This is a genomic window from Citrobacter sp. wls827 (assembly GCF_005280875.1).
In the GTDB taxonomy this organism is placed as follows: Bacteria; Pseudomonadota; Gammaproteobacteria; order Enterobacterales; family Enterobacteriaceae; genus Citrobacter; species Citrobacter youngae.
Window position 1 is genome coordinate 15,031 of sequence record NZ_SZWR01000014.1, and the last position, 26,313, is coordinate 41,343.

The following is a 26,313-nucleotide window of genomic DNA, read 5'->3' on the forward strand; positions in this document are numbered from 1 at the left end:
ATTGATTTTATTCAATGTTTCTTCCATTTTGAGCGTTTCTCTGCGGTTCAATGGATAGCAATAAATCAGAATAACCGCCGCCAAAAACAGGCACAAAGCCGGCAAGAGATTTGCCATCGTATAAATATTTTCCTGCACAATGCTGGTTTGCACTGCACCGCCCGTTGACGAAGATTGATAACCAATGATGGCCAGCATAAAGCCACCAATCGCCCCTGCACACGCCTGACCCACCTTGCGGGCAAAGAAGTTCACACCGTAAACCGTACCATCCTCACGATCGCCGGTGACATACTGATGATAATCACAAACATCGGTCATAAACGCCCAAATCATCAGGTTGAATAGCCCTGCCCCCAGCGTCGCCAGGAACAGGAAAACCAAATAGACTTTCGCGTCCGTAATATGGATGAAGTACATAATCAGATACATCGCCACCGCAAAGAGCAATGCGCCGACGCTGGCCTCTTTTTTGCCAAACCGCTTCGTCAGCCAGGACGCCGAGGGTGCCAGCAAAACCAGAGAGCCGAAGGTAAATAGCAACGCCACGGACATGGCCTCTTTGTTGTGGAAGTAGTCATTAAACAGGTAAGTCATGTTGGTACCTGACAACCCCTGGTTAATCACAATCAGCAGATCCACCACAACTAAAACGATCAGTGCTTTATTGCGTAACAATCCCTTCAGCAGCACCGATACGGGCATACTCTCTTTTCGCTCCACGCGCACACGTTCTGTTGTTAACTGACAGGTCAACGTTAAAAAGATAAAGCCCAGTACGGCACAACCAATAGCAATCCAGAAGAAATGTTGCCCGGAAATCACCTGACTTCCGTCCACCAGGGTGGTGTACATCAGAATCGGGATAAAAAAGCCGGTTGCTCCACCGCCGATGGCGGAACCCACGCTGCGCCAGGTTGACAGTGACACCCGATCTTCCGGGTTCGAGCTAATCGCCGCAGACATGGCGCCATATGGAATGCTGACTGTCGATAACAGTGAACCGTAAACAAAATAGGAACAGCAGATATAGATAATTTTCGCCGTATAAGAAAAATCATTCACAAACGGCAGGAACAGGACCACCGCAATGATGCAGAACGGGTACTTCATACGGCGCACCCACGGATTAAATCGTCCATGTACCGTCAATTTAGAGGTATCGCATAAGCGCCCTACACCAACATCGACAAACGCATCAAAGAGCTTAGTCACAAAATAGAGCGAGCCGACAATAACTCCTGAAATGCCGAGGACGTTAGTGTAATAAATCATTAAAAAACTATTTACTAACCCAAGAATAAAACAGGTTCCCAGGTCACCACACAAATAACCAATTTTATCCCTGAATCCGAAAGGTCTGACGACAATATCTTGATTACTTCCACTCACTGTTCCATCATTAGACATGATGTCAACTCCTTAGACATATTATTCACGCAAACTATGCGTATATCCTGGTGTTCAACGTAATAAACCAATACGCAGAGTATTAACAATCAGAAGTTATAACCGAGGCCGACACGATAGCGGGTCTGGCGATCGTCAGTCGTGGTGGTGTCATAACCCGAAGAAACATTACCAATTTCAATAAATGGAACCCAGGAATCTATTTTATAAGCGACACGGAAGTTATATTCATAATCGTCTTTTCGGTTGTTATATAAATCTTCGCTATCGGCAATTTTATAAATGCCGTTTAGCTCAAACATCCAGTTATTGACGTTATAACCAAGCCAGACTTCCGGACGATAGACCATGCGGTCATCTTTGCCGTCAGTGTTTCTGCGCATGTACTCCTGACGATAGCGGAACGCGGTCCACCAGCTGTCGTTGATGTTGTACTGCACGCGGATATAAGGTTTATAAATCGTGATGTTATCGCCCGTTTCGATCGCAATACCTGGCTGCCAGATGAGATCCCACCAGGTAAACTGGTAACTTGCCGTATACTCGTTACCGTTACTTTCCATATTATTCCACGCATCGTTCGATTGCGTATCTTCAGAACGTGAAATGGCCTCTACCGCTACACCAAAACCTGTAGCAAAACGATGAGACATATAAACACGATCGTAATTTCGCCCGTCATCATAATATTCATGGCGGTAATCAACATAACCCGCCTGCGCGGCCGCAGATAATAATGGAATAAGTAACAAGGTAGATTTAAATTTCATGACAATCCCTTTTCACACTAAATAAAGAAAATTCACCATCACATCCCGGGCTATAAACAGGAAAGCAATAGAGTCGTAAGAATAATTTTATATTTCCGCGAAAGTGTATTTTAGAAAGAGGGGATAAACCTTTGAGATTTTGCCAGGAATTGGCATGAGTGGCAAAGAACAGAAGATAAAAATGACGAAGATCACTAGTGCGAATATTTTATCTTAAAAAATAAAAACACTGTTTCATTTATTAAAAGTGAAACATCATTCAATACATCAATGTAAGTTTTATTATCAAGTACAGATACAAAAAAAGCGCCATAAGGCGCTTTTTTCTGACAGCAGGAACTTATTTGCTGCCCGGGATGCTGAAACGCTTGTTGAAGCGATCAACACGGCCACCGGTAGCAACATCACGCTGCTTGCCAGTATAGAACGGGTGGCACTTGCTGCACACGTCGAGGTTCAGATCGTGACCGACAGTAGAGCGGATTTTAATGACGTTACCGCAAGAGCAGTTTGCAGTAATTTCTTCGTATTTCGGGTGAATATCTTTTTTCATGGGAAAACCTCGGTTTAAGGCCGCGTCGCTCTTCCAGCCCTAACGCCAGACACCACGCGATGTTAATAGTATAGGTCAGTGATACAAATTTGTATCAAAGGCGGCGAATCATACAGAAATTAACCTGCTCATGCAAACTGATCCGCATTCTACCCTCCACTAATGTGTATACTAACCCGCCAGATTTCAAGTCAGGATGATTCAATGCCCGTTGCGCACGTTGCCTTACCCGTTCCGCTACCTCGCACCTTTGACTACCTCCTGCCGGAAGGCATGAGCGCCAAAGCCGGGTGCCGTGTACGCGTGCCCTTTGGCAAGCAGCAGGAGCGCGTGGGTATCGTCCTTTCCGTCAGCGAGCACAGTGAACTACCGCGGAGCGAATTGAAAGCCGTTCTCGAAGTGCTGGACAGCGAACCGGTCTACTCGACCTCTGTCTGGCGTCTGCTGTTGTGGGCGGCGGATTATTATCATCATCCTATCGGTGACGTACTGTTTCACGCTCTGCCAATTTTACTGCGCCAGGGACGTCCGGCGACTAACGCGCCCATGTGGTACTGGTTTGCCACTGAAGAAGGCCAGGTTATTGATCTGAACAGCCTGAAGCGCTCTCCCAAACAGCAGCAGGCGCTGGCTGCGCTACGCCAGGGAAAAATATGGCGCGACCAGGTCGCTGAACTGGAATTTAATGACGCCGCATTACAGGCACTGCGGAAAAAAGGTCTGTGCTCCCTGGCGAGTGAAACGCCAGGCTTTAGCGACTGGCGTACGCACTACGCCGTTTCCGGTGAGCGTCTGCGGCTGAATACCGAGCAAGCCACCGCTGTTGGCGCGATTCATAGCGCGTCGGACAGCTTTAGCGCCTGGCTATTAGCGGGCGTGACGGGGTCGGGCAAAACAGAGGTCTATCTAAGCGTACTGGAAAATGTCCTTGCCCAGGGCAAGCAGGCGTTGGTGATGGTGCCGGAGATTGGCCTGACGCCGCAAACTATTGCCCGTTTTCGCGAACGCTTCAATGCGCCGGTCGAAGTCCTGCACTCGGGTTTAAATGACAGTGAACGTCTTTCGGCATGGCTGAAGGCGAAAAATGGCGAAGCGGCGATTGTTATCGGCACGCGCTCCTCGCTGTTTACGCCGTTTAAAAATCTGGGCGTGATTGTCATCGACGAAGAGCACGACAGCTCTTATAAACAGCAGGAAGGCTGGCGCTATCATGCGCGCGACCTCGCGGTTTATCGCGCCCACAGCGAGCAGATCCCGATTATTCTCGGCTCAGCCACCCCGGCGCTGGAAACGCTGTGCAACGTGCGGCAGAAAAAATACCGCATGCTGCGCCTGACGCGCCGCGCCGGGAATGCACGCCCAGCCACTCAGCACGTGCTTGATCTGAAAGGTCAGCAGGTGCAGGCCGGACTCGCCCCTGCGCTTATCACCCGCATGCGTCAGCATCTGCAAGCAGATAACCAGGTAATTCTGTTTTTGAACCGCCGGGGTTTTGCCCCTGCGCTGCTGTGCCACGACTGCGGCTGGATTGCCGAATGCCCGCGCTGCGATCACTACTATACCCTGCATCAGGCACAGCACCATTTACGCTGCCACCACTGCGACAGCCAGCGCCCAATACCGCGTCAGTGTCCTTCCTGCGGCTCGACGCATATGGTTCCGGTTGGACTTGGCACCGAACAGCTTGAGCAGGCTCTGGCACCGTTTTTCCCCGGTGTGCCGATTTCACGCATCGATCGCGACACAACCAGCCGTAAAGGCTCGCTGGAGCAGCATCTGGCGGAAGTGCATCGCGGCGGCGCTCGCATTCTTATCGGCACACAAATGCTGGCCAAAGGCCACCACTTTCCGGATGTCACGCTGGTTGCACTGCTGGATGTTGACGGGGCGCTATTCTCTGCCGATTTCCGTTCGGCTGAACGTTTCGCCCAACTTTATACCCAGGTTTCCGGACGAGCTGGGCGCGCCGGGAAACAAGGCGAAGTAGTGCTGCAAACGCACCATCCTGAACATCCGTTGCTACAAACCTTGCTGTATAAAGGTTACGACGCGTTTGCCGAACAGGCGCTGGCCGAGCGACAAACGCTCCAGCTTCCACCGTGGACCAGCCATGTGATCGTGCGGGCAGAAGATCATAATAACCAGCATGCGCCAATGTTCTTACAGCAGTTACGAAATCTGATTCAGGCCAGTCCGCTGTCTGATGACAAGCTGTGGGTGCTCGGCCCGGTTCCCGCCCTGGCGCCCAAACGCGGCGGTCGCTATCGCTGGCAAATTTTGTTGCAGCACCCGTCGAGAATTCGCCTGCAACATATCATCAGCGGCACGCTGGCGCTGATCAATACGTTACCCGATGCACGTAAGGTTAAATGGGTGCTGGATGTCGATCCCATCGAGGGATAATGCCTCATGATGCGAGGCGGATCGTAAAATTAAACATCCATCACACTTTTTATGAAAATTCTGTAACCGCTTCCATTAACTATCTGATAAAAATGTTTCAGATGAAGGTTACCCAGGGACGAGTCTGTGCCAGCAGCCCTCTGGCGAGGAGAAAGAGTGAAACCGAATAAGCAGGTTGCCGCCGCTACGATGAAAGATGTTGCTCTGAAGGCGAAAGTCTCAACGGCAACCGTATCCCGCGCATTAATGAACCCGGACAAAGTCTCACAGTCAACCCGTAACAAGGTTGAGCAGGCCGCGCTGGAAGTGGGATATTTACCCCAATCAATGGGACGCAATGTTAAGCGTAATGAGTCACGTACCATTCTGGTGATTGTGCCGGATATCTGCGATCCCTTTTTTAGCGAAGTGATTCGCGGCATAGAAGTGACCGCCGCAGAACAGGGATATCTGGTGCTGATCGGCGATTGCGCGCACCAGAACCAGCAGGAAAAGACCTTCCTCAATCTCATAATCACCAAGCAGATCGATGGCATGGTCCTGCTCAGCTCGCGCCTGCCGTTTGATGCCAGCGTGGAAGAGCAACGCAACTTGCCGCCGATGGTCATGTCCAACGAGTTCGCGCCAGAGCTGGAACTGCCCACCGTGCACATTGATAACCTCACTGCCGCCTTTAACGCGATGAATTATCTGCTGGAACTGGGGCATAAGCGCATTGGTTGTATTGCCGGGCCAGAGGATATGCCGCTGTGCCACTACCGCCTGCAAGGCTATGTTCAGGCACTACGCCGCAGTGGAATTACCGTCGATCCACACTTCATCGCGCGCGGTGATTTCACCTATGAAGCGGGCGCCAACGCGTTAAAACAGCTGCTTGAGCTACCGCAACCTCCGACCGCGGTCTTTTGTCACAGCGATGTGATGGCGCTTGGCGCACTCTCTTACGCCAAACGTCAGGGCTTAAAAGTACCGGATGATTTATCTATCATTGGCTTCGATAATATTTCACTGACGGAATTTTGTGATCCACCCCTGACAACCGTCGCACAACCGCGTTTCGATATCGGACGTGAAGCTATGCTGTTACTGCTCGATCAATTACAAGGGCAGAGCGTCAGCAGTGGCTCACGTTTACTGGACTGCGAGCTAATTATTCGGGGTACTACCCGGGCACTGACGTAAAGTAAAGTGCTTTCGGACTCCCCTGTCTGGTCAAAGGCCCGTCGCTTAAGTAACATGGCGGGCTGACGAACGAATAAATACAGCGAAACGATAGTGGCACAACGAGATTATGTACGTCGCGGCCAACCGGCACCTTCGCGGCGCAAAAAGAGCACATCACGGAAAAAGCAACGCAGTACGCCAGCGGCATCCCCCGCGATGGTCGCTATTGCTGCAGCCGTACTCGTGACCTTTATCGGTGGTCTGTACTTCATTACGCATCACAAGAAAGAAGAGTCCGAGACGCTGCAAAGCCAGAAAGTCACCGGTAATGGCATCCCGCCTAAACCGGAAGAACGCTGGCGCTATATCAAAGAGCTGGAAAGCCGTCAGCCTGGCGTGCGTGCGCCTACCGAACCCTCTGCGGGTGGCGAAGTGCTTAACGCCGATCAGTTGACCAATGAGCAGCGCCAGTTGCTGGCGCAAATGCAGGCTGATATGCGTCAACAGCCTACACAGCTCAACGAAGTACCGTGGAACGAACAAACGCCTGAACAGCGCCAGCAAACGCTGCAGCGCCAACGCCAGGTGCAGCAACAGCAATGGGCCAACACGCAGCAGCAGGCTCAGCAGCCGCGCCCACGGGCGACGGAACAGCCTTACCAGCAGCCACAAACGCGTACGGCACAAGCCGCACCGGTACAACAGCCGAAAGCGCAGCCAAAACCAGTGGCCCAGCAGCCGTATCAGGATCTGTTGCAGACGCCTGCGCACACCACCGCCGCGCAGCCGAAAACGCAGCCGGCCGCGCCAATAACGAATGAAACGCAGCCGCCAAAACAGACGGCGGAGAAAAAAGACGAACGCCGCTGGATGGTGCAGTGCGGGTCATTTAAAGGCGCAGAGCAAGCAGAAACCGTGCGGGCGCAGCTGGCTTTTGAAGGCTTCAACTCCCGCATTACCACCAACAACGGCTGGAATCGCGTGGTGATTGGCCCGGTGAAAGGCAAGGAAAATGCCGACAATACCATCAGCCGCCTGAAAGTTGCCGGCCACACAAACTGCATTCGACTCGCCACTGGGGGTTGAAACCCCCAAAATCTCCCCCATCTATACTTGCATTACGCCCCGTACAACTGTGCGGGGCCTGTATTCTGCATTTGTAACCAAGGGGTCTGCTCGTGACAACAATAGTAAGCGTACGCCGTAACGGCCATGTGGTAATCGCCGGTGATGGTCAGGCCACACTGGGTAACACCGTAATGAAAGGCAACGTGAAAAAAGTCCGCCGTCTGTACAACGACAAAGTCATTGCGGGCTTTGCGGGCGGGACTGCGGATGCATTCACGCTGTTTGAACTGTTTGAACGCAAACTGGAAATGCACCAGGGTCACCTGGTTAAGGCCGCCGTTGAGCTGGCTAAAGACTGGCGTACCGACCGTATGCTGCGCAAACTCGAAGCGTTGCTGGCCGTTGCAGATGAAACAGCATCGCTCATCATCACCGGTAACGGTGACGTCATTCAGCCAGAAAACGATCTGATTGCCATCGGCTCCGGCGGTCCCTACGCCCAGGCTGCAGCACGCGCTCTGCTGGAAAACACCGAGCTTGGCGCACGCGAAATTGCTGAGAAAGCGTTGGATATTGCAGGGGATATCTGCATTTATACCAACCACTTCCATACCATCGAAGAATTGAACTCCAAAGCGTAAGGATCCCCCATGTCTGAAATGACCCCACGCGAAATTGTCAGCGAACTGAACAAACACATCATCGGCCAGGATAACGCTAAGCGTTCCGTGGCGATTGCCCTGCGTAACCGCTGGCGCCGCATGCAGCTCAACGAAGAACTGCGCCATGAAGTCACACCGAAAAACATTCTGATGATTGGCCCGACCGGCGTCGGTAAAACCGAAATCGCCCGTCGCCTGGCAAAACTGGCCAACGCGCCGTTCATCAAAGTTGAAGCAACGAAATTCACCGAAGTTGGCTATGTTGGTAAAGAAGTTGACTCGATCATCCGCGATCTGACCGATGCTGCCATTAAGATGGTTCGCGTTCAGGCAATCGAGAAAAACCGCTTCCGCGCAGAAGAAATGGCGGAAGAGCGCATTCTCGACGTGCTGATCCCACCGGCTAAAAATAACTGGGGACAGTCAGAGCAGCCGCAGGAGCCTTCTGCAGCGCGTCAGGCGTTCCGTAAAAAACTGCGTGAAGGCCAGCTGGATGATAAAGAGATCGAAATCGATCTCGCGGCCGCACCGATGGGCGTTGAAATTATGGCGCCTCCGGGAATGGAAGAGATGACCAGCCAGCTGCAGTCCATGTTCCAGAACCTGGGCGGTCAGAAGCAAAAACCGCGTAAGCTGAAAATCAAAGACGCAATGAAGCTGCTGATTGAAGAAGAAGCGGCCAAACTGGTCAATCCGGAAGAGCTGAAACAGGAAGCTATCGACGCCGTTGAACAGCACGGGATCGTGTTTATCGACGAAATCGACAAAATCTGTAAGCGCGGCGAATCCTCCGGTCCGGATGTTTCCCGTGAAGGCGTACAGCGCGACCTGCTGCCGCTGGTTGAAGGCTGCACCGTCTCTACCAAACACGGTATGGTGAAAACCGATCACATCCTGTTTATCGCCTCTGGCGCATTCCAGGTGGCGAAACCGTCCGACCTGATCCCGGAACTGCAGGGTCGTCTGCCGATTCGTGTCGAGCTGCAGGCGCTGACCACCAGCGATTTTGAGCGTATCCTTACCGAACCGAATGCCTCTATCACCGTGCAGTACAAAGCGCTGATGGCGACTGAAGGTGTGGACATCAACTTCACCGAATCGGGTATTAAACGCATTGCCGAAGCGGCCTGGCAGGTTAACGAAACCACCGAAAACATCGGTGCGCGTCGCCTGCATACCGTTCTTGAGCGTCTGATGGAAGATATTTCCTATGATGCGAGCGATTTGAACGGTCAAAGCATCACAATTGATGCCGAATATGTGAGCAAACATTTGGATGCGCTGGTCGCAGATGAAGATCTGAGCCGTTTTATCCTATAATCGCGTTCAATGCATTTTCATCACTGTTGATGGGGCTGATAAAGCCCCATTTTTATTGGCGCTAAATATGACTGAACAACAACAAATTAGCCGCTCACAAGCCTGGCTGGAAAGTTTACGACCTAAGACCTTACCGCTCGCCTTCGCGGCGATCATCGTCGGTACGGCATTAGCATGGTGGCAAGGGTTCTTTGATCCGCTGGTCGCTCTGCTGGCATTGATTACTGCAGGACTGCTGCAAATCCTGTCCAATCTCGCGAACGACTATGGCGATGCCGTCAAAGGCAGCGACAAGCCCGACCGCATCGGACCGCTGCGTGGCATGCAAAAAGGCGTTATTACCCAGCAGGAGATGAAGCGTGCGCTGATTGTCACCGTGGTCTTAATCTGCCTGTCCGGTCTGGCGCTGGTGGCGGTGGCATGTCACACGCTGGCGGATTTTGTCGGCTTCCTGATTCTCGGCGGCCTGTCGATTATCGCCGCGATCACTTACACCGTAGGTAATCGCCCTTACGGCTACATCGGCCTCGGTGATATTTCCGTGCTGGTGTTCTTCGGCTGGCTGAGCGTTATGGGGAGCTGGTACCTGCAGGCGCATACGCTGATTCCGGCGTTAATCCTGCCGGCAACCGCCTGCGGCCTGCTGGCAACTGCCGTGCTCAACGTCAACAACCTGCGCGATATCAACAGCGACAGAGAGAACGGCAAGAATACGCTGGTGGTGCGTTTAGGCGCCGTCAATGCCCGCCGCTACCACGCCTGTCTGCTGATGGGGACGCTGGTCTGCCTGGCGCTGTTTAACCTGTTTTCACTGCAAAGCCTGTGGGGATGGCTGTTTATCCTCGCCGCTCCGCTACTGATTAAGCAGGCGCGATACGTGATGCGTGAGATGGATCCAGCGGCAATGCGCCCGATGCTGGAACGCACCGTAAAAGCGGCACTGTTGACTAACCTGCTGTTTGTTGTTGGAATTTTCTTAAGTCAGTGGTCTCTTTAACTGACAAATATCAATTAACAATTGATGATTTTGCCAACAGTACACATAGCGCGATATACTAAAAATTCTCGCAGCAACTGAACGTTGAGCCTATGAAATACGATACATCCGAGCTTTGTGACATCTATCAGGAAGATGTCAACGTCGTGGAACCACTGTTCTCTAACTTTGGAGGACGGTCGTCGTTTGGCGGACAAATCATCACGGTAAAATGTTTCGAGGACAACGGGTTGCTGTACGATCTGCTCGAACAAAATGGCCGTGGTCGCATTCTGCTGGTCGATGGCGGCGGTTCTGTCCGTCGTGCGCTGGTCGATGCCGAACTGGCTCGACTGGCCGTACAGAATGAATGGGAAGGTCTGGTCATCTACGGCTCAGTCCGTCAGGTAGACGATCTGGAAGAACTGGATATCGGCATTCAGGCGATTGCCGCAATTCCGGTCGGTGCCGCAGGGGAAGGTATTGGGGAAAGCGATGTACGCGTCAACTTTGGCGGCGTAACGTTCTTCTCCGGCGACCACCTGTACGCCGACAACACCGGGATAATCCTCTCCGAAGACCCGCTCGATATCGAGTAAAGAAAACACCGCAATTCGGTGTGATGCCAGTCGGTTAAACAACTGACTGGCTTTTTTTCGCTTCTGGAAATCTCCAGAGCCTCTTTTTGTCACTTTCCCCTTTCGATTCCCCTATCCTGCGCATTGACGAAGAAAAAACTCTCTCTATACCTAATGATGAATCTCATCACTCTCATCACGAGGTCATCATGCATATCGATCTGACAGGTAAAAAAGCGCTGGTCACCGGAGCCAGTCGTGGATTAGGGCGCGCCATTGCACTGTCGCTGGCGAAAGCCGGTGCTGATGTTGTTATAACCTATGAAAAATCTGCGGAGAAAGCCCAGGCCGTTGCCGATGAAATTACAGCGCTTGGCCGCCATGGTGAGGCGATTCAGGCAAACAGTGCAGACGCTCAGGCGATTCAGAACGCCGTACACCGCACTGTACAGTCACTCGGAGGACTGGATATTCTGGTCAACAACGCAGGGATCGCACGTGGCGGCCCGCTGGAGTCGCTGTCACTGGAGGACATCGACGCATTGATTAACGTGAACATCCGTGGCGTGGTAGTTGCCATACAGGCCGCGCTGCCGCATCTCCCTGAAGGTGGGCGAATCATCAATATTGGCAGTTGTCTTGCCAACCGCGTCGCCCAGCCGGGAATTGCTGTCTACGCGATGACTAAATCAGCGCTCAACTCGCTAACCCGTGGCCTGGCTCGTGATCTCGGCCCACGGGGTATTACCGTTAATCTTGTCCATCCCGGCCCAACTGACAGTGATATGAACCCGGCAGATGGCGAGCAGGCAGAATCCCAACGGCAGCTTATTGCTACAGGGCATTATGGAACACCGGAGGATGTTGCAGCGGCGGTGACGTTTCTGGCAAGCCCAGCGGCTGGGCAGATTTCCGGCACCGGTCTGGACGTAGATGGGGGTTTGAATGCCTGAAATTAACGTTGTGTTGCGGTAAAACGTTTGTATTGCCGGATGACGGCTTACGCCTTATCCGGCCTACACAGGAACGATTACGCAAGAGATTTCGTGTTGTAGCAAGGCGGCAAACGAAGGTATCCCCAGGAGCGTAGTAAACTACGTGACTGGGGTAACTGAGCGCAGCCAACGCAGCTACGGCACGAAAGATGAAGCGTAATTAGACTTCTTCCATACGACCTAAAAGGGCATGCAGACGATCCTGCCAGCCGTTCTGCTGTTCTTTCAGGTTGTTGTTCTCACGCTCCAGCTCTTCACGCTGCTGCTGTGCAGACTGAACTTCCTGCGACAGTGAGTTGTTCTTTTCTTTCAGCTCTTCGATTTCCATCTGCAACAGCGTGATGGTATCAATCGCCTGCTGTACTTTTGCTTCCAGTTTCTCAAACACTTCTAATGACATCGTCATACCTCTCCTGAATTGCAAGGCGTTGATGGATAAAAATCCTCGTCCCGATAACCGGCGACGCCTTAATAAAAACGAGCGCACACTACTTAACACCGATTGTATGAAGCCGCGCCATCCCTGTCCAGCGGCATCCCGCGCAGATTGCGGTTTGCAACACTTTTAATCTTTGTCCTGGTGACACAACGGTCATAACTCTTAAGTGTTAACAGGATGATCGGTGAAATGATTCAGCTCACACTATTTTTGTATAACAAATACCGCGCAATGGCGCGAAAACGCTCATTTTGTTGATGGAGTACACACATTTTAATTTCGATATTTCTCGTTTTTGAGCGTTAACGATAAATTAACAGTGTGCCTACCGGCTCCGGGGATGTCAGTGACCTTCTCGCATACAATAAACATTAAACTCTTCAGGATCCGATTATGAGTCAAACATCAACCTTGAAAGGCCAGTGCATTGCTGAATTCCTCGGTACCGGGTTGTTGATTTTCTTCGGTGTGGGTTGTGTCGCTGCACTCAAAGTGGCCGGGGCTACTTTTGGTCAGTGGGAAATCAGTATCATCTGGGGTCTGGGGGTAGCCATGGCTATCTATCTGACCGCAGGCGTTTCTGGCGCACACCTGAATCCAGCAGTCACAATCGCACTATGGCTGTTTGCGTGTTTTGACAAACGCAAAGTCGTTCCTTTTATTATTTCGCAAATTGCCGGCGCCTTTTGCGCAGCGGCACTGGTTTACGGGCTTTATTACAATCTTTTCATCGATTTCGAACAAACGAACCATATCGTGCGCGGTAGTGTAGAAAGCCTCAATCTGGCAGGTACTTTCTCCACCTATCCAAACCCGCATATCAATTTTGTGCAGGCCTTCGCGGTTGAAATGGTCATTACCGCTATTCTAATGGGGCTGATTCTGGCACTGACCGATGATGGTAATGGTGTACCGCGTGGTCCACTGGCACCGCTGCTGATCGGCTTACTGATTGCCGTTATTGGTGCATCCATGGGCCCACTGACCGGTTTTGCGATGAACCCGGCACGTGACTTCGGACCGAAACTCTTCGCCTGGATGGCCGGATGGGGTGAGATTGCCTTCACGGGTGGTCGTGATATCCCTTACTTCCTGGTTCCGGTGTTTGGCCCAATTACCGGCGCGATTTTGGGCGCATGGGCATATCGCAAACTGATTGGTCGCCATTTACCGTGCGATGTCTGCGCGATTGAAGAAAAAGACGCGGCGGCTAACACTCAACAAAAAGCTTCGCTGTAATGTGACTACGGGACAAAAATTATGACTGAAAAAAAATATATCGTTGCGCTCGACCAGGGCACCACCAGCTCCCGCGCGGTCGTAATGGACCACGATGCGAATATCGTTGCCGTTTCACAGCGCGAATTCGAGCAAATCTACCCGAAAGCAGGTTGGGTAGAACACGACCCAATGGAAATTTGGGCAACCCAAAGCTCTACGCTGGTTGAAGTTCTGGCGAAAGCCGATATCAGTTCCGATGAAATCGCAGCGATCGGTATTACCAACCAGCGTGAGACCACCATCGTCTGGGAGCGTGAGACCGGTAAACCAATCTATAACGCCATTGTGTGGCAGTGTCGTCGTACCGCAGATATCTGCGAAAAGCTCAAGCGCGATGGCATGGAAGAATACATCCGTAACAACACCGGCCTGGTGATTGACCCGTACTTCTCCGGTACCAAGGTGAAGTGGATCCTCGACCACGTAGAAGGCTCGCGTGAGCGCGCTCGTCGTGGCGAACTGCTGTTCGGTACCGTTGACACCTGGCTTATCTGGAAAATGACGCAGGGACGCGTACACGTCACGGATTACACCAACGCTTCACGTACCATGCTGTTCAACATCCACTCCCTGGACTGGGATGACACGATGCTGGATGCGCTGGACATTCCGCGCGCCATGCTGCCAGAAGTGCGTCGTTCTTCTGAAGTCTATGGCCAGACCAACATCGGTGGTAAAGGCGGCACACGTATTCCTATCTCCGGTATCGCGGGTGACCAGCAGGCTGCACTATTCGGCCAGCTGTGCGTGAAAGAAGGGATGGCGAAGAACACCTACGGTACTGGCTGCTTCATGCTGATGAATACTGGCGAGAAAGCCGTTAAGTCAGAAAATGGACTTCTGACCACTATCGCCTGCGGACCGACCGGGGAAGTGAACTACGCGCTGGAAGGTGCGGTATTTATGGCTGGCGCATCCATTCAGTGGCTGCGCGATGAAATGAAACTCATCAGCGATGCATTCGACTCTGAGTATTTCGCCACCAAAGTGAAAGACACCAACGGCGTATATGTTGTTCCGGCGTTCACCGGTTTGGGTGCACCGTACTGGGACCCGTATGCACGCGGCGCCATCTTCGGCCTGACCCGTGGCGTAAACTCCAACCACATCATCCGTGCAACGCTTGAGTCTATCGCTTATCAGACGCGTGACGTGCTGGAAGCGATGCAGGCGGACTCAGGTATTCGTTTACACGCCCTGCGCGTCGATGGCGGTGCGGTCGCCAACAACTTCCTGATGCAGTTCCAGTCTGACATTCTGGGTACCCGCGTAGAGCGTCCGGAAGTCCGCGAAGTCACCGCATTAGGCGCAGCATATCTGGCCGGTCTGGCTGTCGGCTTCTGGCAGAATCTGGATGAGCTGCAGGAAAAAGCGGTCATTGAGCGTGAGTTCCGCCCTGGCATCGAAACCACCGAACGTAACTTCCGTTACAGCGGCTGGAAAAAAGCGGTCAAACGCGCTCTGGCGTGGGAAGATCACGACGAGTAATACGTCATTGCCGGATGGCAACTTTGGCTTATCCGGCAATCTCTTCGTGCGGGGGCAACCCCGCACACACATCAATAATCTCGTCCCCTCCCCTGTGCTACACTTCGCGCCATTCCTTTCAGCTACGAGTTTGCAATGAGACGAGAACTTGCCATTGAATTTTCACGCGTGACCGAAGCGGCCGCGCTGGCTGGCTATAAATGGCTGGGCCGCGGCGATAAAAATACCGCTGACGGCGCGGCGGTGAACGCCATGCGTATTATGCTCAACCAGGTCAACATCGACGGCACCATCGTGATTGGCGAGGGTGAGATTGATGAAGCGCCGATGCTGTTTATCGGTGAAAAAGTCGGGACCGGTCTTGGTGATGCGGTCGACATCGCCGTCGATCCTATCGAAGGCACACGCATGACGGCCATGGGTCAGGCCAACGCGCTGGCCGTACTGGCCGTTGGCGATAAAGGCTGCTTCCTGAACGCGCCGGATATGTACATGGAAAAGCTGATTGTCGGCCCAGGCGCAAAAGGGTCCATCGACCTGAACCTGTCGCTGGAAGCCAACTTGCGTAACATTGCTACCGCGCTCAACAAACCGCTCAGCGAACTGACCGTTACCATCCTGGCAAAACCACGCCATGACGAGGTTATTGCCGGGATGACAAAACTGGGCGTACGCGTCTTCGCCATTCCTGACGGCGACGTGGCGGCCTCGATTCTGACCTGCATGCCAGACAGCGAAGTTGACGTGCTGTACGGCATTGGTGGCGCGCCGGAAGGTGTCGTCTCTGCCGCCGTTATCCGCGCTCTGGATGGCGACATGCAAGGCCGCCTGCTGGCTCGCCATGACGTCAAAGGCGACAGCGAAGAGAACCGTCGTATCGGCGAACAGGAGCTGGCTCGCTGCGCCGCGATGGGTATTGAGGCAGGTAAAGCGCTGCGTCTGGATGAAATGGCCCGCAGCGACAACGTTATTTTCTCCGCGACCGGCATCACCAAAGGCGATCTGCTGGAAGGGATTAGCCGCAAAGGTAATATTGCCACCACCGAAACACTGCTGATCCGTGGGAAATCACGTACGATCCGTCGTATTCAGTCCATCCACTACCTCGATCGCAAAGATCCGGATGTACAGACGCATATCCTGTAATTGATTTGATCAATAGAGCCTTCCAGCCCATCTGGGCTGGAAATCTTTCGTGCAACGAACGAAGATAAGGCAATCACAGCAGACAGGAGAAAACCATGGCAGATTGGGTAACAGGCAAAGTCACTAAGGTACAGAACTGGACCGATGCCTTATTTAGTTTGACCGTGCGAGCTCCGGTTCTTCCCTTCACCGCAGGTCAGTTTACCAAGCTCGGCCTCGAAATCGACGGCGAGCGCGTCCAGCGTGCCTATTCCTACGTGAATGCGCCTGATAACCCCGATTTAGAGTTCTATCTGGTGACGGTTCCTGACGGAAAACTCAGCCCCCGTCTGGCCGCACTGAAACCTGGCGACGAAGTCCAGGTGGTGAGTGAAGCCGCCGGTTTCTTCGTGCTGGATGAAGTCCCCGATTGTGACACGCTATGGATGCTGGCAACCGGTACCGCTATCGGCCCATATTTATCGATTCTGCAGTTGGGCAAAGATCTGGACCGTTTTAAGAATCTGGTGCTGGTCCATGCCGCCCGCTATGCCGCCGATTTAAGCTATCTGCCGTTAATGCAGGACCTGGAAAAACGCTACGAAGGTAAATTACGTATCCAGACGGTTGTGAGCCGTGAAACCGCCGCAGGTTCATTAACCGGGCGAGTTCCGGCGTTGATTGAGAGCGACGCGCTGGAAGCTGCTGTTGGGCTACCCATGGATACAGCAACCAGTCATGTGATGCTCTGTGGTAACCCGCAAATGGTACGCGACACGCAGCAGTTGCTGAAAGAAACCCGGCAAATGACCAAACACCTGCGCCGTCGACCGGGCCATATGACCGCTGAGCATTACTGGTGAGGTCTTGCCGGATGGCGCTCACGCTTATCCGGCCTACGAGTCAGCTCTGTATTTTACGTCCTGCGTGTCCTTACCGTATTTATTTGCGTCCTGGGTGCCAACGAACGCGCCCAGATCGATAAGCATACCCACCAGAATCAGCGTCGGTACAAAGCGGCCTACCGCCCATTGCCAGACACCGGGCAATACTGCCCAGTTTCCGGCCAGCAGCATCCATGCAAGAATCATCAGGAACGCCCACGCGCCGGAGCGACCCCGATCATGCAGACGTTTTACTGTGACTGCAGCCGTCGGCCACAGCAGACAAACCAGACAAAATGCCGCCGTCTGGATATCGAGCAATTGTTTACTCGCCAGCGAGAACAGAACCAGCATCCCGACTATCCACAAGCCTATCCAAATCCAGAAATCACGGCGTCCAAGACGCCCTTTAAATGAGAATAACCACTGCTGTATGGTCATGTAAGTTCCTTTATTATTACCTTCCAGAACAGTTTACCCTTTTGACAAGCCCGACGGTTACCGTTTTAATCGTGAGCAGTGAGAATGAAAGGTACGATTGATGAAGCAAGGATTTACACTGTTTTTATTATTGTTTTCAGCCATGTCCGTGAATACAGCGGCGCTGGCGGAAGAGCCATCGACGGCAACCACGGCCCCCTATTTACTGGCGGGTGCGCCGACCTTTGACCTGTCGATTAGCCAGTTTCGCGAAAACTTTAATACGCAGAATCCGAAGCTTATTCTGAATGAGTTCCGTGCCATCGACAGCAGCCGCGATCGGGCAAATCTCACCCGCGCGGCCAGTAAAATTAATGAAAACCTGTATGCGTCCTCCGCCCTTGAGCGCGGCACCTTAAAAATCAAAAGTATGCAGATAACCTGGCTGCCGATTCAGGGGCCAGAACAAAAGGCGGCCAAAGCGAAAGCGCTGGAATACATGACCGCCGTCATTCGCACCGTCGCGCCGCTGTTGACGAAAGAACAGAGTCAGAAAAAGCTGCAAAAACTGCTCGCTGCCGGCAAAGGTAAGCACTATTACGCCGAAACGGAAGGCGCAATCCGCTATGTTGTTGCAGATAACGGCGAAAAGGGGCTGACCTTCGCTGTTGAACCGATTAAGCTGGCACTATCAGAAAGTCTTGAGAAGGCGAATTGATGACAAAAAGCAAAGCCTTTCCGCAGATGAATCTCTATACTGTTTCACAGACCATGCTGCCCTGACGGGCGGCCATCTTCCTTAATTCGCTGACAAGCGTGGAGAAATGAAATGCGACATCCTTTAGTGATGGGTAACTGGAAACTGAACGGCAGCCGCCACATGGTAAACGAACTGGTTGCAAACCTGCGTAAAGAACTGGCTGGCGTTGCTGGCTGTGCAGTAGCAATCGCTCCGCCGGAAATGTATATCGACCTGGCGAAACACGCCGCTGCCGGTAGCCACATCATTCTGGGCGCGCAGAACGTTGACCTGAACCTGTCTGGCGCATTCACCGGTGAAACTTCTGCTGAAATGCTGAAAGATATCGGCGCGCAGTACATCATTATCGGTCACTCTGAGCGTCGTACTTACCACAAAGAGTCTGACGAGCTGATCGCGAAGAAATTCGCTGTGCTGAAAGAACAGGGTCTGACCCCGGTTCTGTGCATCGGTGAAACCGAAGCGGAAAACGAAGCGGGCAAAACTGAAGAAGTTTGTGCACGTCAGATCGACGCAGTGCTGAAAACTCAGGGCGCAGCAGCATTCGAAGGCGTGGTTATCGCTTACGAACCTGTATGGGCTATCGGTACCGGTAAATCTGCAACGCCTGCTCAGGCTCAGGCAGTCCACAAATTCATCCGTGACCACATTGCTAAAGCTGATGCGAAAATCGCTGAGCAAGTTATCATCCAGTACGGCGGTTCTGTAAACGCAGCAAACGCCGCAGAACTGTTCGCTCAGCCGGACATCGACGGTGCGCTGGTTGGCGGTGCTTCTCTGAAAGCAGACGCCTTCGCAGTCATCGTTAAAGCAGCAGAAGCCGCTAAACAGGCCTAAGTTGTTAAAAGGGGAGCATCGCTCCCCTTCTTATACCCGCTTTACCAGTATCCCAGCCAGTGCCACCAGAAGGCCCCCGTGACACCCCAGATGGTCAGGTTGACCACACTCATCACCAGCCCCGTTTTCCACCACTCCGCCAGCGTGACATAGCCCGAACCAAAGATAATAGGCGCAGTACCCGTGCCATAGTGCGTGAGTGACATCATCAAGGAGGAGGAGAAGCCCAGCATCAGACCGAGCAGCGCCGGTGGAGCACCGAGGCCTAATCCGGCAGCAAAGAAAGCCGCGAACATGGCCGTGATATGTGCAGTGGTACTGGCGAAAAAGTAGTGTGAATAGACATAAAGCAGGATCAGCAGCAGCGTGGCGATACTCCAGTGCACGCCGAGATGGTCAATTGCGCTACCAACACTCGTCGCCAGCCACCCCACCAGACCCAGTTTGCTCAGGAAATCCGCCATCATAACCAGTGCGGCAAACCAGACTATCGTATCCCATGCACCGCGGCATTTAAGGATATCGTCCCAACTCAATACCCCTGTCACTAACAGAACAGACAAGCCAATGAGCGCCGCGCTGGTGGGGTTAACGGCCCAGGTACTGCCCATCAGCATGGCAGGAACACCTGCCCACAGGCAGAGCAGCAAAGCGAAAACCGCGAGGGTGATTTTTTCAGCCAGCGACAACGGACCGAGTGCCCCCAGCTTTTCCCGGGCAAACTCTGGCGCATTCGGCGTGCGTGTAATAGCGGGCGGATAGAGCCACCAGATGACAATAGGCATCACGACCAGTGAGACAACGGCAGGAAGAAGCGCCGCAATCGCCCACATTCCCCAGGTCATATTCAGCACCCCATCCGTCCCTTTGGTCAAGAAACTCACAATAAGCGGGTTTGGCGCGGTAGCGGTAATAAACATTGCCGAACTGATCGGGTTAATGTTGTAGTTCACCAGAGCCAGATAACGACCTGTAGCACCGTTCTCTTTGTCACCGGGTTGAGAACCCAGACTTTCCGCAATCGCCCGCATCACTGGGTGAATAATACCGCCGCCGCGTGCGGTATTGCTTGGCGTAACGGGTGCGATCAGCGTTTCTGCCAGCGTTAGCGCCCACGCGATACCCAACGTTCTTTTGCCAAACAAAGCAATAAACCCATAGCCGATACGCGCGCCCAGCCCCGTTTTCAACAGGCTTTGCGACAACATAATCGAGATGCCGATCAGCCAGATAAGCTGGTTGGAGAAACCACTTAACGCATCGCTCAGCGCCGCGGTGGGTTTACCGGGATGCGTCACGCCGGTCATGGCTACCAGCATAATTGCCACAATCGCAATCGCGCCAATAGGCATCGCTTTACCAATAATTGCCGCGATAGTACCGATAAATAACGCCAGCAGATGCCACGCCTCGGGGGTGACATCTGCTGGACATGGGATAACAAACCAGATGGTCAGCGTAATAACAATCGAGATGATGGCAGGCCAACAGCGGATGGGGGTCAATCTGTCCATGAATCAATCCTTGAGTTTCCAGCACGCAATTATGCGCTCAGGTATTAACCAATATCGGTGCGCATAATACAATTCACCCACTCACAAAACAAAAAATTAACATTCTGATGCAACTATAATTTCCCCAACACGCTAAACCACAGATAATCCAGCGGCAGCAGTATCAGATACGTTGCCGCCGCCAGCGCGATACACAGCAGCATTCCAGCTCTTGCCGGTACTTTTCCTAACGCCATTGCCACCACAATCGGTGATGCCTGATACGGCAATAGCGGTGTGGAATAGCCCAGTACCTGAATCATAATCACCGAGAGTAGCGGGAAACCGGTCGCATCTGAAAAGCTTTGTGCCAGTGTGGTATACAGTGCCGGAACGCCGTTCGCCGTCATGATGAAATTGAGCGCGGTGGTAATGCCGGTCAATGCAAGGAAGCTGGTAAACGGTTTTTCCGCATCCAGCGGCATCACCTGTAACAGCGCCTCGCCTACCGCGCTACCGATACCGGTCTGTGTCACGGTGATGGCCAGCCCCAGAATACCCGCCACGTAAATGCAGGTACGGATATTCACCCCACTGGAAAATTCTTCGCCATTAATAAATCCTACGCGCGGCAACAGCGTAATCACCGCCGCCACCAGCCCGGTCCATGCCGGCCCCACACCATGCCAGCTTTCGCTGACCCACAGAAACAGCACCACCGCTAACATCCAGGCCAGACGTTTTTCATCACGACTCATTGGCTCAGGTGGCGTCAGATCGCGCGGAGCATGAGGTTGGCCGGGAAACAGCCAGCAGATAAGACCAATAAGTACCGCGCCTTTTAGCCAACCCAACACGGGCGTATGCAGCAGCAAATAGGGAAGATAATTGAGGTGGATGCCGTAAGAGCCTTCCGCAGCGCCACTCATCACCAGGTTTGGTACGTTAGCAGGTAAGATCGTGGCGGAAAGCTGGAAGGTACCAAAACCCACGGCAAGCGCCAGACCATACCAGGCGCGCGTGCCGTCGTTAATTCCAGCCCGTTTCGCCATCGCCGCGACAATCGGCATCAGCAGCGCAATACGTCCCATGTTGGACGGCATGACGAACGCCAGCGCGTAACTCAATAGCACTACGCTTGCGACCATTAATGGCCAGGAGTCTGTCAGCCTTGACGACAATGCCCTCGCCGCCCGGTCCGCCAGCCCCGTTTTACGAATCGCGATACCCAGCACAAAACCACTGAAAACCAGCCAGAACGCCGATGAGGCAAAGCCACCAAAGATGACATCCGGTGGCGCGATTTTGGCCACCATCGCCACGGCAAAGAACAGCAGCGCCGTGATAAATTCCGGCAACGGCGACGTAGCCCAAAGCAAAATGGTGACGCCGACCACCAGAGAGGGAATAAACAGAGGGTGCGTAAGCCAGAGCGACATGCCTGTCTCCTGTTGTTTTTTTCAACAAGAATACGGGGACAGGCATGCGGAGTAAACGCCAGATTAGGTGGGGTTAACGCAGAATATCACATTGATGATCCTGAATTTCCTCAGCGGAGGCGAGATTGAGCGCCAGCAGATTGCGCTGGGTCGCCAGCAGAACAAAGGATTCGTCGCTTTGACGCACCATTGCCAGGGCGTAGCGGCCCATATGCTCGCGAGCATCCGGCACCTCCTCTGCCAGCATCATAAACGGGCTGCGTTGCGCCAGTTCATTTTCCGTGACGCGGCGCGCCAGATATTCATGCCCGCGCAATCCGCCGGGCAATGGCAACCAGCGAGTGCTGATTTCCGCTATATTATCATCCAGTTGCGTTCTGACGTCGGTTCGCAGACAGGAGATATGAATATGCAAATGATTTTGCGTACGTCCGCTACGCGAGTTAATGGTCAGCGAGACCGCTTTGTCAGGGATTTCGTGCCCGTATTTTTGGCTCATAAAGCTGCGCGCCTGCCAGGCCAACCAGAAAAAGTTCGGCGTGCCTGATTTCAACAGCAGTGGGCTTTCCGTACCATTGATACGGTAAGTGGGCATCAACAGATATTGCAGCGGACCGTTTCGGTCTTTGAATACCACATATCCGGCATCGGGTTTAACTTCAGTACACGGCGCGGGATCGTGCTGCTGCAATTGATGTGGCAGGCATTGTTCAAGGACTATCTGGCGTAACGCGTCCGGGTTACCGCTAAATTTCCAGTACCCAACGCCCGCAGCGGCGGCAACCACAATCACCACCAGTAAAAGATAACCTGCTTTTTTCATTACGCGTTCCCTGTATCCCATTGAGGCGCAAGAGTAACGCAAAACGATGACAAATAAAAAACCCGGTCGCGTTAAGCCACCGGGTCGGTAAATCACAGACTTATTTAGCGTTTGCTGATCTGGTCGAACGTACCGCCGTTAGAAAAGTGCTCTTTCTGCGCTTTCGTCCAGCCGCCAAACTCTTCGTCGATGGTGAACAGCTTCAGCTTCGGAAATGCATTTTCGTATTTCTTCGCGACGTCTGCATCACGTGGACGATAGTAGTTTTTCGCTGCAATTTCCTGACCTTCCGGAGAGTAGAGATACTTCAGATAAGCCTCTGCCACCGCTTTGGTGTCTTTCTTTTCCACCACTTTATCGACGACGGAAACGGTCGGCTCCGCGAGAATAGATTCACTCGGCGTCACTATCTCGAATTTATCTTTACCCAGTTCGTTCGTTGCCAGCAGCGCTTCGTTTTCCCAGGCGATCAGCACATCACCGATACCGCGTTCTACGAAGGTATTGGTTGAACCACGCGCACCGGAATCCAGCACTTCAACGTTTTTAAACAGTGCTTTGACGAAGTCCTGCGCTTTGGCCTGATCGTTGTTGTTGTGGTGCAGGGCATAGCCCCATGCCGCCAGATAGTTCCAGCGTGCGCCGCCTGAGCTTTTCGGGTTTGGTGTAATCACTGACACGCCCGGTTTGATCAAATCGTTCCAGTCATGAATTTGTTTGGGGTTGCCTTTGCGGACCAGGAACACGATGGTGGAGGTGTAAGGCGCGGAGTTGTCCGGCAGGCGCGTAATCCAGTTTTTATCGATACGGCCACGTTCAGCAATGGCATCCACGTCGTATGCCAGTGCCAGCGTCACGACATCGGCTTCAATGCCGTTGATGACGGAAGTCGCCTGTTTACCCGAACCACCATGCGACTGGCGGATCACGACGTTGTCGCCCGTTTCCTGCTTCCAGTGCGCGCTGAAGGCTTTATTGTACTGCTCGTACAGTTCACGCGTTGGATCGTACGATACGTTAAGTAACTGAATATCCTTTGCCAGAACGCTGGTCGATGCCAGCAATAATGTTAAACCTACGCCCCATTTGTTCATCGCCCAGCTCTCTTATGTGATGTTGTGATGAGCAAAGCGTGCCAGAAAGGCATCCAAACATTAAAGAATAAAAAAAGATTTGCTATAACTCTGGGGAATAAATGAGGAAGGTTGTACCGGATGACGGCTTACGCCTTATCGGGCCTACAAGAGTACACGCTGTAGGCCCGGTAAGCGAAGCGCCACCGGGCAACCAAAAACAATCAGTACAGTTTTTTCGCGCAGTCCAGCCAGTCACCTTTGAACGGACGCTTCATGTTTTCGATAGCGTCGATGATGTCGTGGTGAACCAGCTGCTCGTTCTGAATACCGACACAGCGACCGCCATGACCTGCCAGCAGCAGTTCAATAGCATATGCGCCCATACGGGACGCCAGAATACGATCGTAAGGAACCGGAGAACCACCACGCTGGATATGACCCAGTACGGTAGAACGCGTTTCACGGCCCGTTTCTTTCTCAATGTAATGTGCCAGTTCATCAACATCACACATGTGCTCAGTGATCGCTACGATGGCGTGTTTTTTACCTTTTGCGATACCGGCTTTGATTTCAGCAACCAGATCATCACGGCTAAATTCAACTTCCGGAACCACGACAAATTCACAGCCACCGGCAATTGCTGCGGCCAGGGTCAGGTCGCCGCAGTAACGCCCCATCACTTCAACGATGGAGATACGCTGGTGAGAAGAAGAAGTATCACGCAGACGGTCAATCGCTTCGACGACGGTACCCAATGCGGTGAAGTAACCGATGGTGTAATCAGTGCCTTTAATATCGTTGTCGATAGTGCCCGGCAAGCCGATGCACGGGAAGCCCATTTCAGTCAGGCGTTTTGCACCCATGTAAGAACCGTCACCACCAATAACAACTAATGCATCGATGCCACGTTTCTTCAGATTTTCGATAGCCACTGCACGCACATTTTCGTCGCGGAATTCCGGGAAGCGAGCAGAACCGAGGAAAGTACCACCACGGTTGATCATGTCGGACACGCTGTAGCGGTCAAGCTGGACCATACGGTCTTCATACAAACCCAGGTAGCCATCATGGATCCCCATGACTTCCAGTCCTTCCGTTAACGCTGCACGTACAACACCACGGATTGCTGCGTTCATGCCCGGCGCATCACCGCCGCTTGTCAACACACCGATTTTCTTAATCATGACTACCTCTGAACTTTGGAATGCAAAATGAAATCTGCTGCCGGAAGTCGATTCCGCATATCGAAACGATCCAACGAATATGCAGATAGTATAACAATCACTTCCTGCTGAATTGATTCAGGTCAGGCCAAATGGTGGTAATTTATACACAAAATGCTGGCCCGGCTCACTTTTTTACAACGAATTATGAAAGCTCAAACATCTTGCCTTCCTTGGGTACGACTGAACAGGGATCCTGGTGAATAATCACATCCGATCCCGGGAAACGCCGTAAAATTGCCTGCTCCACCTGCTCAGCCACTAAATGCGCCTGAACGAGCGGCAGATTATCTTCCATTTCCAAATGAATCTGAATAAAGCGGGTCGGCCCTGACTGCCGCGTGCGAAGATCGTGAGCGCCGCTGACACCGGGCCATGACGTCACTATATCAATAATTTCCTGACGTTCCTCATCGGGTAAGGCGCGATCCAACAAGGATTGCACTGCCTCATACCCCATGCGTAATGCACTATATAAAATATAGATGCCAATCCCGAGCGCAAACAAGGCATCCGCACGATGCCAACCGTACCAGGCCAGTCCAAGCGCCACGAGAATCGCACCGTTCATCATAACATCAGACTGATAATGAAGCATATCTGCCCGTACAGCCTGACTTTGCGTACGTTTCACCACCCAGCGCTGAAACGTGACCAGAATGATTGTACACACTAACGCAATGATGGTGACCACCACCCCAACGCCAGGATCTTTCATCGGCGTCGGTTGGATGAGATGCTGAATCCCGGTCAGGAATAAAAACAGCGCCGAACCGGAAATAAACATGCTTTGCGCCAACGCCGCCAGCGATTCCGCTTTTCCGTGTCCGAACGTATGTTCATCATCGGCCGGTTGCAACGAATAGCGCACCACCAACAGGTTGGTTAACGACGCCGCGATGTCCACCAGAGAATCCACCAGTGCAGCCAGAATACTGACCGATCCGGTGTACCACCACGCAAAAATTTTGATCAAAAGTAACAGCGATGCCATCACGGTAGCCGCGATTGCCGCCCGGCTAACCAGCCGCCCATAGGTTTGATTCATAAACACTCCTGCCAGGATATGCCGCTAGTATAACGGATGAAGTAAAACAGTCAGGCAATAACCGAGTGACAAATTTGG

At 52.7% G+C, this 26,313-nt stretch carries 25 protein-coding genes; 14 read left to right on the forward strand and 11 right to left on the reverse strand.

Going from position 1 to position 26,313, the window contains the following annotated elements:
* The 3 genes from FDX03_RS09150 to rpmE form a co-directional block, all read right to left on the reverse strand.
* A partial coding sequence (locus FDX03_RS09150; RefSeq protein ID WP_137345836.1) for an MFS transporter occupies positions 1-1,410 on the reverse strand: 1,410 nt, incomplete at its 3' end.
* An 89-nt stretch (positions 1,411-1,499) separates the two neighbouring features.
* Positions 1,500-2,180 carry an oligogalacturonate-specific porin KdgM family protein gene (locus tag FDX03_RS09155; protein ID WP_137345827.1) on the reverse strand — a complete coding sequence of 227 codons (681 nt, stop codon included), beginning with the start codon at positions 2,178-2,180 and terminating at the stop codon, positions 1,500-1,502.
* Between the two features lie 340 nt (positions 2,181-2,520).
* Positions 2,521-2,733: a 50S ribosomal protein L31 gene (rpmE, locus tag FDX03_RS09160; protein ID WP_003028810.1), complete on the reverse strand. Its 213-nt coding sequence runs from the start codon at positions 2,731-2,733 to the stop codon at positions 2,521-2,523.
* Positions 2,734-2,937: 204 nt separating this feature from the next.
* On the opposite strand from rpmE, the gene priA reads away from it, so the two are divergent.
* From priA to FDX03_RS09200, 8 genes are all read left to right on the forward strand, one after another.
* Positions 2,938-5,136 carry a primosomal protein N' gene (gene priA / locus FDX03_RS09165; protein WP_137345828.1) on the forward strand — a complete coding sequence of 733 codons (2,199 nt, stop codon included), beginning with the start codon at positions 2,938-2,940 and terminating at the stop codon, positions 5,134-5,136.
* 156 nt (positions 5,137-5,292) lie between these two features.
* Positions 5,293-6,318 carry a DNA-binding transcriptional regulator CytR gene (cytR, locus tag FDX03_RS09170; protein ID WP_003825179.1) on the forward strand — a complete coding sequence of 342 codons (1,026 nt, stop codon included), beginning with the start codon at positions 5,293-5,295 and terminating at the stop codon, positions 6,316-6,318.
* A 93-nt stretch (positions 6,319-6,411) separates the two neighbouring features.
* Positions 6,412-7,386, forward strand: a complete 975-nt coding sequence (ftsN, locus tag FDX03_RS09175; protein WP_137345829.1) for a cell division protein FtsN — start codon at positions 6,412-6,414, stop codon at positions 7,384-7,386.
* 92 nt (positions 7,387-7,478) lie between these two features.
* Positions 7,479-8,009, forward strand: coding sequence for an ATP-dependent protease subunit HslV (gene hslV / locus FDX03_RS09180; protein ID WP_003028805.1), 531 nt, complete (start codon positions 7,479-7,481; stop codon positions 8,007-8,009).
* A 9-nt stretch (positions 8,010-8,018) separates the two neighbouring features.
* Positions 8,019-9,350, forward strand: coding sequence for an HslU--HslV peptidase ATPase subunit (gene hslU / locus FDX03_RS09185; protein ID WP_003028803.1), 1,332 nt, complete (start codon positions 8,019-8,021; stop codon positions 9,348-9,350).
* A gap of 67 nt (positions 9,351-9,417) precedes the next feature.
* On the forward strand, positions 9,418-10,347 hold the full coding sequence (menA, locus tag FDX03_RS09190; RefSeq protein WP_048213993.1) for a 1,4-dihydroxy-2-naphthoate polyprenyltransferase: 930 nt from the start codon (positions 9,418-9,420) through the stop codon (positions 10,345-10,347).
* A gap of 92 nt (positions 10,348-10,439) precedes the next feature.
* Positions 10,440-10,925: a ribonuclease E activity regulator RraA gene (gene rraA, locus FDX03_RS09195; RefSeq protein ID WP_003028798.1), complete on the forward strand. Its 486-nt coding sequence runs from the start codon at positions 10,440-10,442 to the stop codon at positions 10,923-10,925.
* Positions 10,926-11,113: 188 nt separating this feature from the next.
* The gene (locus FDX03_RS09200) at positions 11,114-11,857 is read left to right on the forward strand and encodes a 3-oxoacyl-ACP reductase family protein (protein WP_061066971.1); all 744 of its coding nucleotides are present in this window, start codon (positions 11,114-11,116) and stop codon (positions 11,855-11,857) included.
* A 202-nt stretch (positions 11,858-12,059) separates the two neighbouring features.
* Here FDX03_RS09200 and zapB read toward each other — a convergent pair whose 3' ends face one another.
* Positions 12,060-12,305 (reverse strand): septal ring assembly protein ZapB, encoded by a 246-nt coding sequence (gene zapB, locus FDX03_RS09205; RefSeq protein WP_019077914.1) that lies wholly within the window; start codon positions 12,303-12,305, stop codon positions 12,060-12,062.
* 426 nt (positions 12,306-12,731) lie between these two features.
* On the opposite strand from zapB, the gene FDX03_RS09210 reads away from it, so the two are divergent.
* The 4 genes from FDX03_RS09210 to fpr all read left to right on the forward strand — a co-directional run bounded on the left by FDX03_RS09210 (position 12,732) and on the right by fpr (position 17,095).
* A complete protein-coding gene (locus FDX03_RS09210; protein WP_048213998.1) occupies positions 12,732-13,577 on the forward strand; it encodes an MIP/aquaporin family protein in 846 nt (281 codons plus the stop codon).
* Between the two features lie 21 nt (positions 13,578-13,598).
* Entirely contained in the window at positions 13,599-15,107 is a 1,509-nt protein-coding gene (gene glpK / locus FDX03_RS09215) for a glycerol kinase GlpK (protein WP_048213999.1), read from the forward strand.
* A gap of 135 nt (positions 15,108-15,242) precedes the next feature.
* Positions 15,243-16,253: a class II fructose-bisphosphatase gene (gene glpX / locus FDX03_RS09220; protein WP_061066970.1), complete on the forward strand. Its 1,011-nt coding sequence runs from the start codon at positions 15,243-15,245 to the stop codon at positions 16,251-16,253.
* 95 nt (positions 16,254-16,348) lie between these two features.
* A complete protein-coding gene (fpr, locus tag FDX03_RS09225) occupies positions 16,349-17,095 on the forward strand; it encodes a ferredoxin--NADP(+) reductase (protein WP_137345830.1) in 747 nt (248 codons plus the stop codon).
* 33 nt (positions 17,096-17,128) lie between these two features.
* Here the strand turns inward: fpr and FDX03_RS09230 are convergent, their stop codons facing one another.
* Positions 17,129-17,557 (reverse strand): DUF805 domain-containing protein, encoded by a 429-nt coding sequence (locus FDX03_RS09230; protein WP_005121733.1) that lies wholly within the window; start codon positions 17,555-17,557, stop codon positions 17,129-17,131.
* Positions 17,558-17,657: 100 nt separating this feature from the next.
* On the opposite strand from FDX03_RS09230, the gene FDX03_RS09235 reads away from it, so the two are divergent.
* Positions 17,658-18,254, forward strand: a complete 597-nt coding sequence (locus tag FDX03_RS09235; protein ID WP_061066968.1) for a YiiQ family protein — start codon at positions 17,658-17,660, stop codon at positions 18,252-18,254.
* Between the two features lie 111 nt (positions 18,255-18,365).
* Positions 18,366-19,133: a triose-phosphate isomerase gene (tpiA, locus tag FDX03_RS09240; protein WP_003028783.1), complete on the forward strand. Its 768-nt coding sequence runs from the start codon at positions 18,366-18,368 to the stop codon at positions 19,131-19,133.
* A gap of 41 nt (positions 19,134-19,174) precedes the next feature.
* Here the strand turns inward: tpiA and FDX03_RS09245 are convergent, their stop codons facing one another.
* The 6 genes from FDX03_RS09245 to fieF all read right to left on the reverse strand — a co-directional run bounded on the left by FDX03_RS09245 (position 19,175) and on the right by fieF (position 26,235).
* Positions 19,175-20,647, reverse strand: a complete 1,473-nt coding sequence (locus FDX03_RS09245; protein ID WP_061066967.1) for a DASS family sodium-coupled anion symporter — start codon at positions 20,645-20,647, stop codon at positions 19,175-19,177.
* Positions 20,648-20,760: 113 nt separating this feature from the next.
* Positions 20,761-22,065, reverse strand: coding sequence for an SLC13 family permease (locus tag FDX03_RS09250; protein ID WP_137345831.1), 1,305 nt, complete (start codon positions 22,063-22,065; stop codon positions 20,761-20,763).
* A 73-nt stretch (positions 22,066-22,138) separates the two neighbouring features.
* Positions 22,139-22,888: a CDP-diacylglycerol diphosphatase gene (locus FDX03_RS09255; RefSeq protein WP_115601202.1), complete on the reverse strand. Its 750-nt coding sequence runs from the start codon at positions 22,886-22,888 to the stop codon at positions 22,139-22,141.
* A 104-nt stretch (positions 22,889-22,992) separates the two neighbouring features.
* The gene (gene sbp / locus FDX03_RS09260) at positions 22,993-23,982 is read right to left on the reverse strand and encodes a sulfate/thiosulfate ABC transporter substrate-binding protein Sbp (RefSeq protein WP_048214006.1); all 990 of its coding nucleotides are present in this window, start codon (positions 23,980-23,982) and stop codon (positions 22,993-22,995) included.
* Positions 23,983-24,185: 203 nt separating this feature from the next.
* Positions 24,186-25,148: a 6-phosphofructokinase gene (pfkA, locus tag FDX03_RS09265; protein WP_003028778.1), complete on the reverse strand. Its 963-nt coding sequence runs from the start codon at positions 25,146-25,148 to the stop codon at positions 24,186-24,188.
* Positions 25,149-25,332: 184 nt separating this feature from the next.
* Positions 25,333-26,235, reverse strand: a complete 903-nt coding sequence (fieF, locus tag FDX03_RS09270) for a CDF family cation-efflux transporter FieF (protein WP_048214007.1) — start codon at positions 26,233-26,235, stop codon at positions 25,333-25,335.
* Positions 26,236-26,313: the final 78 nt, after the last annotated feature.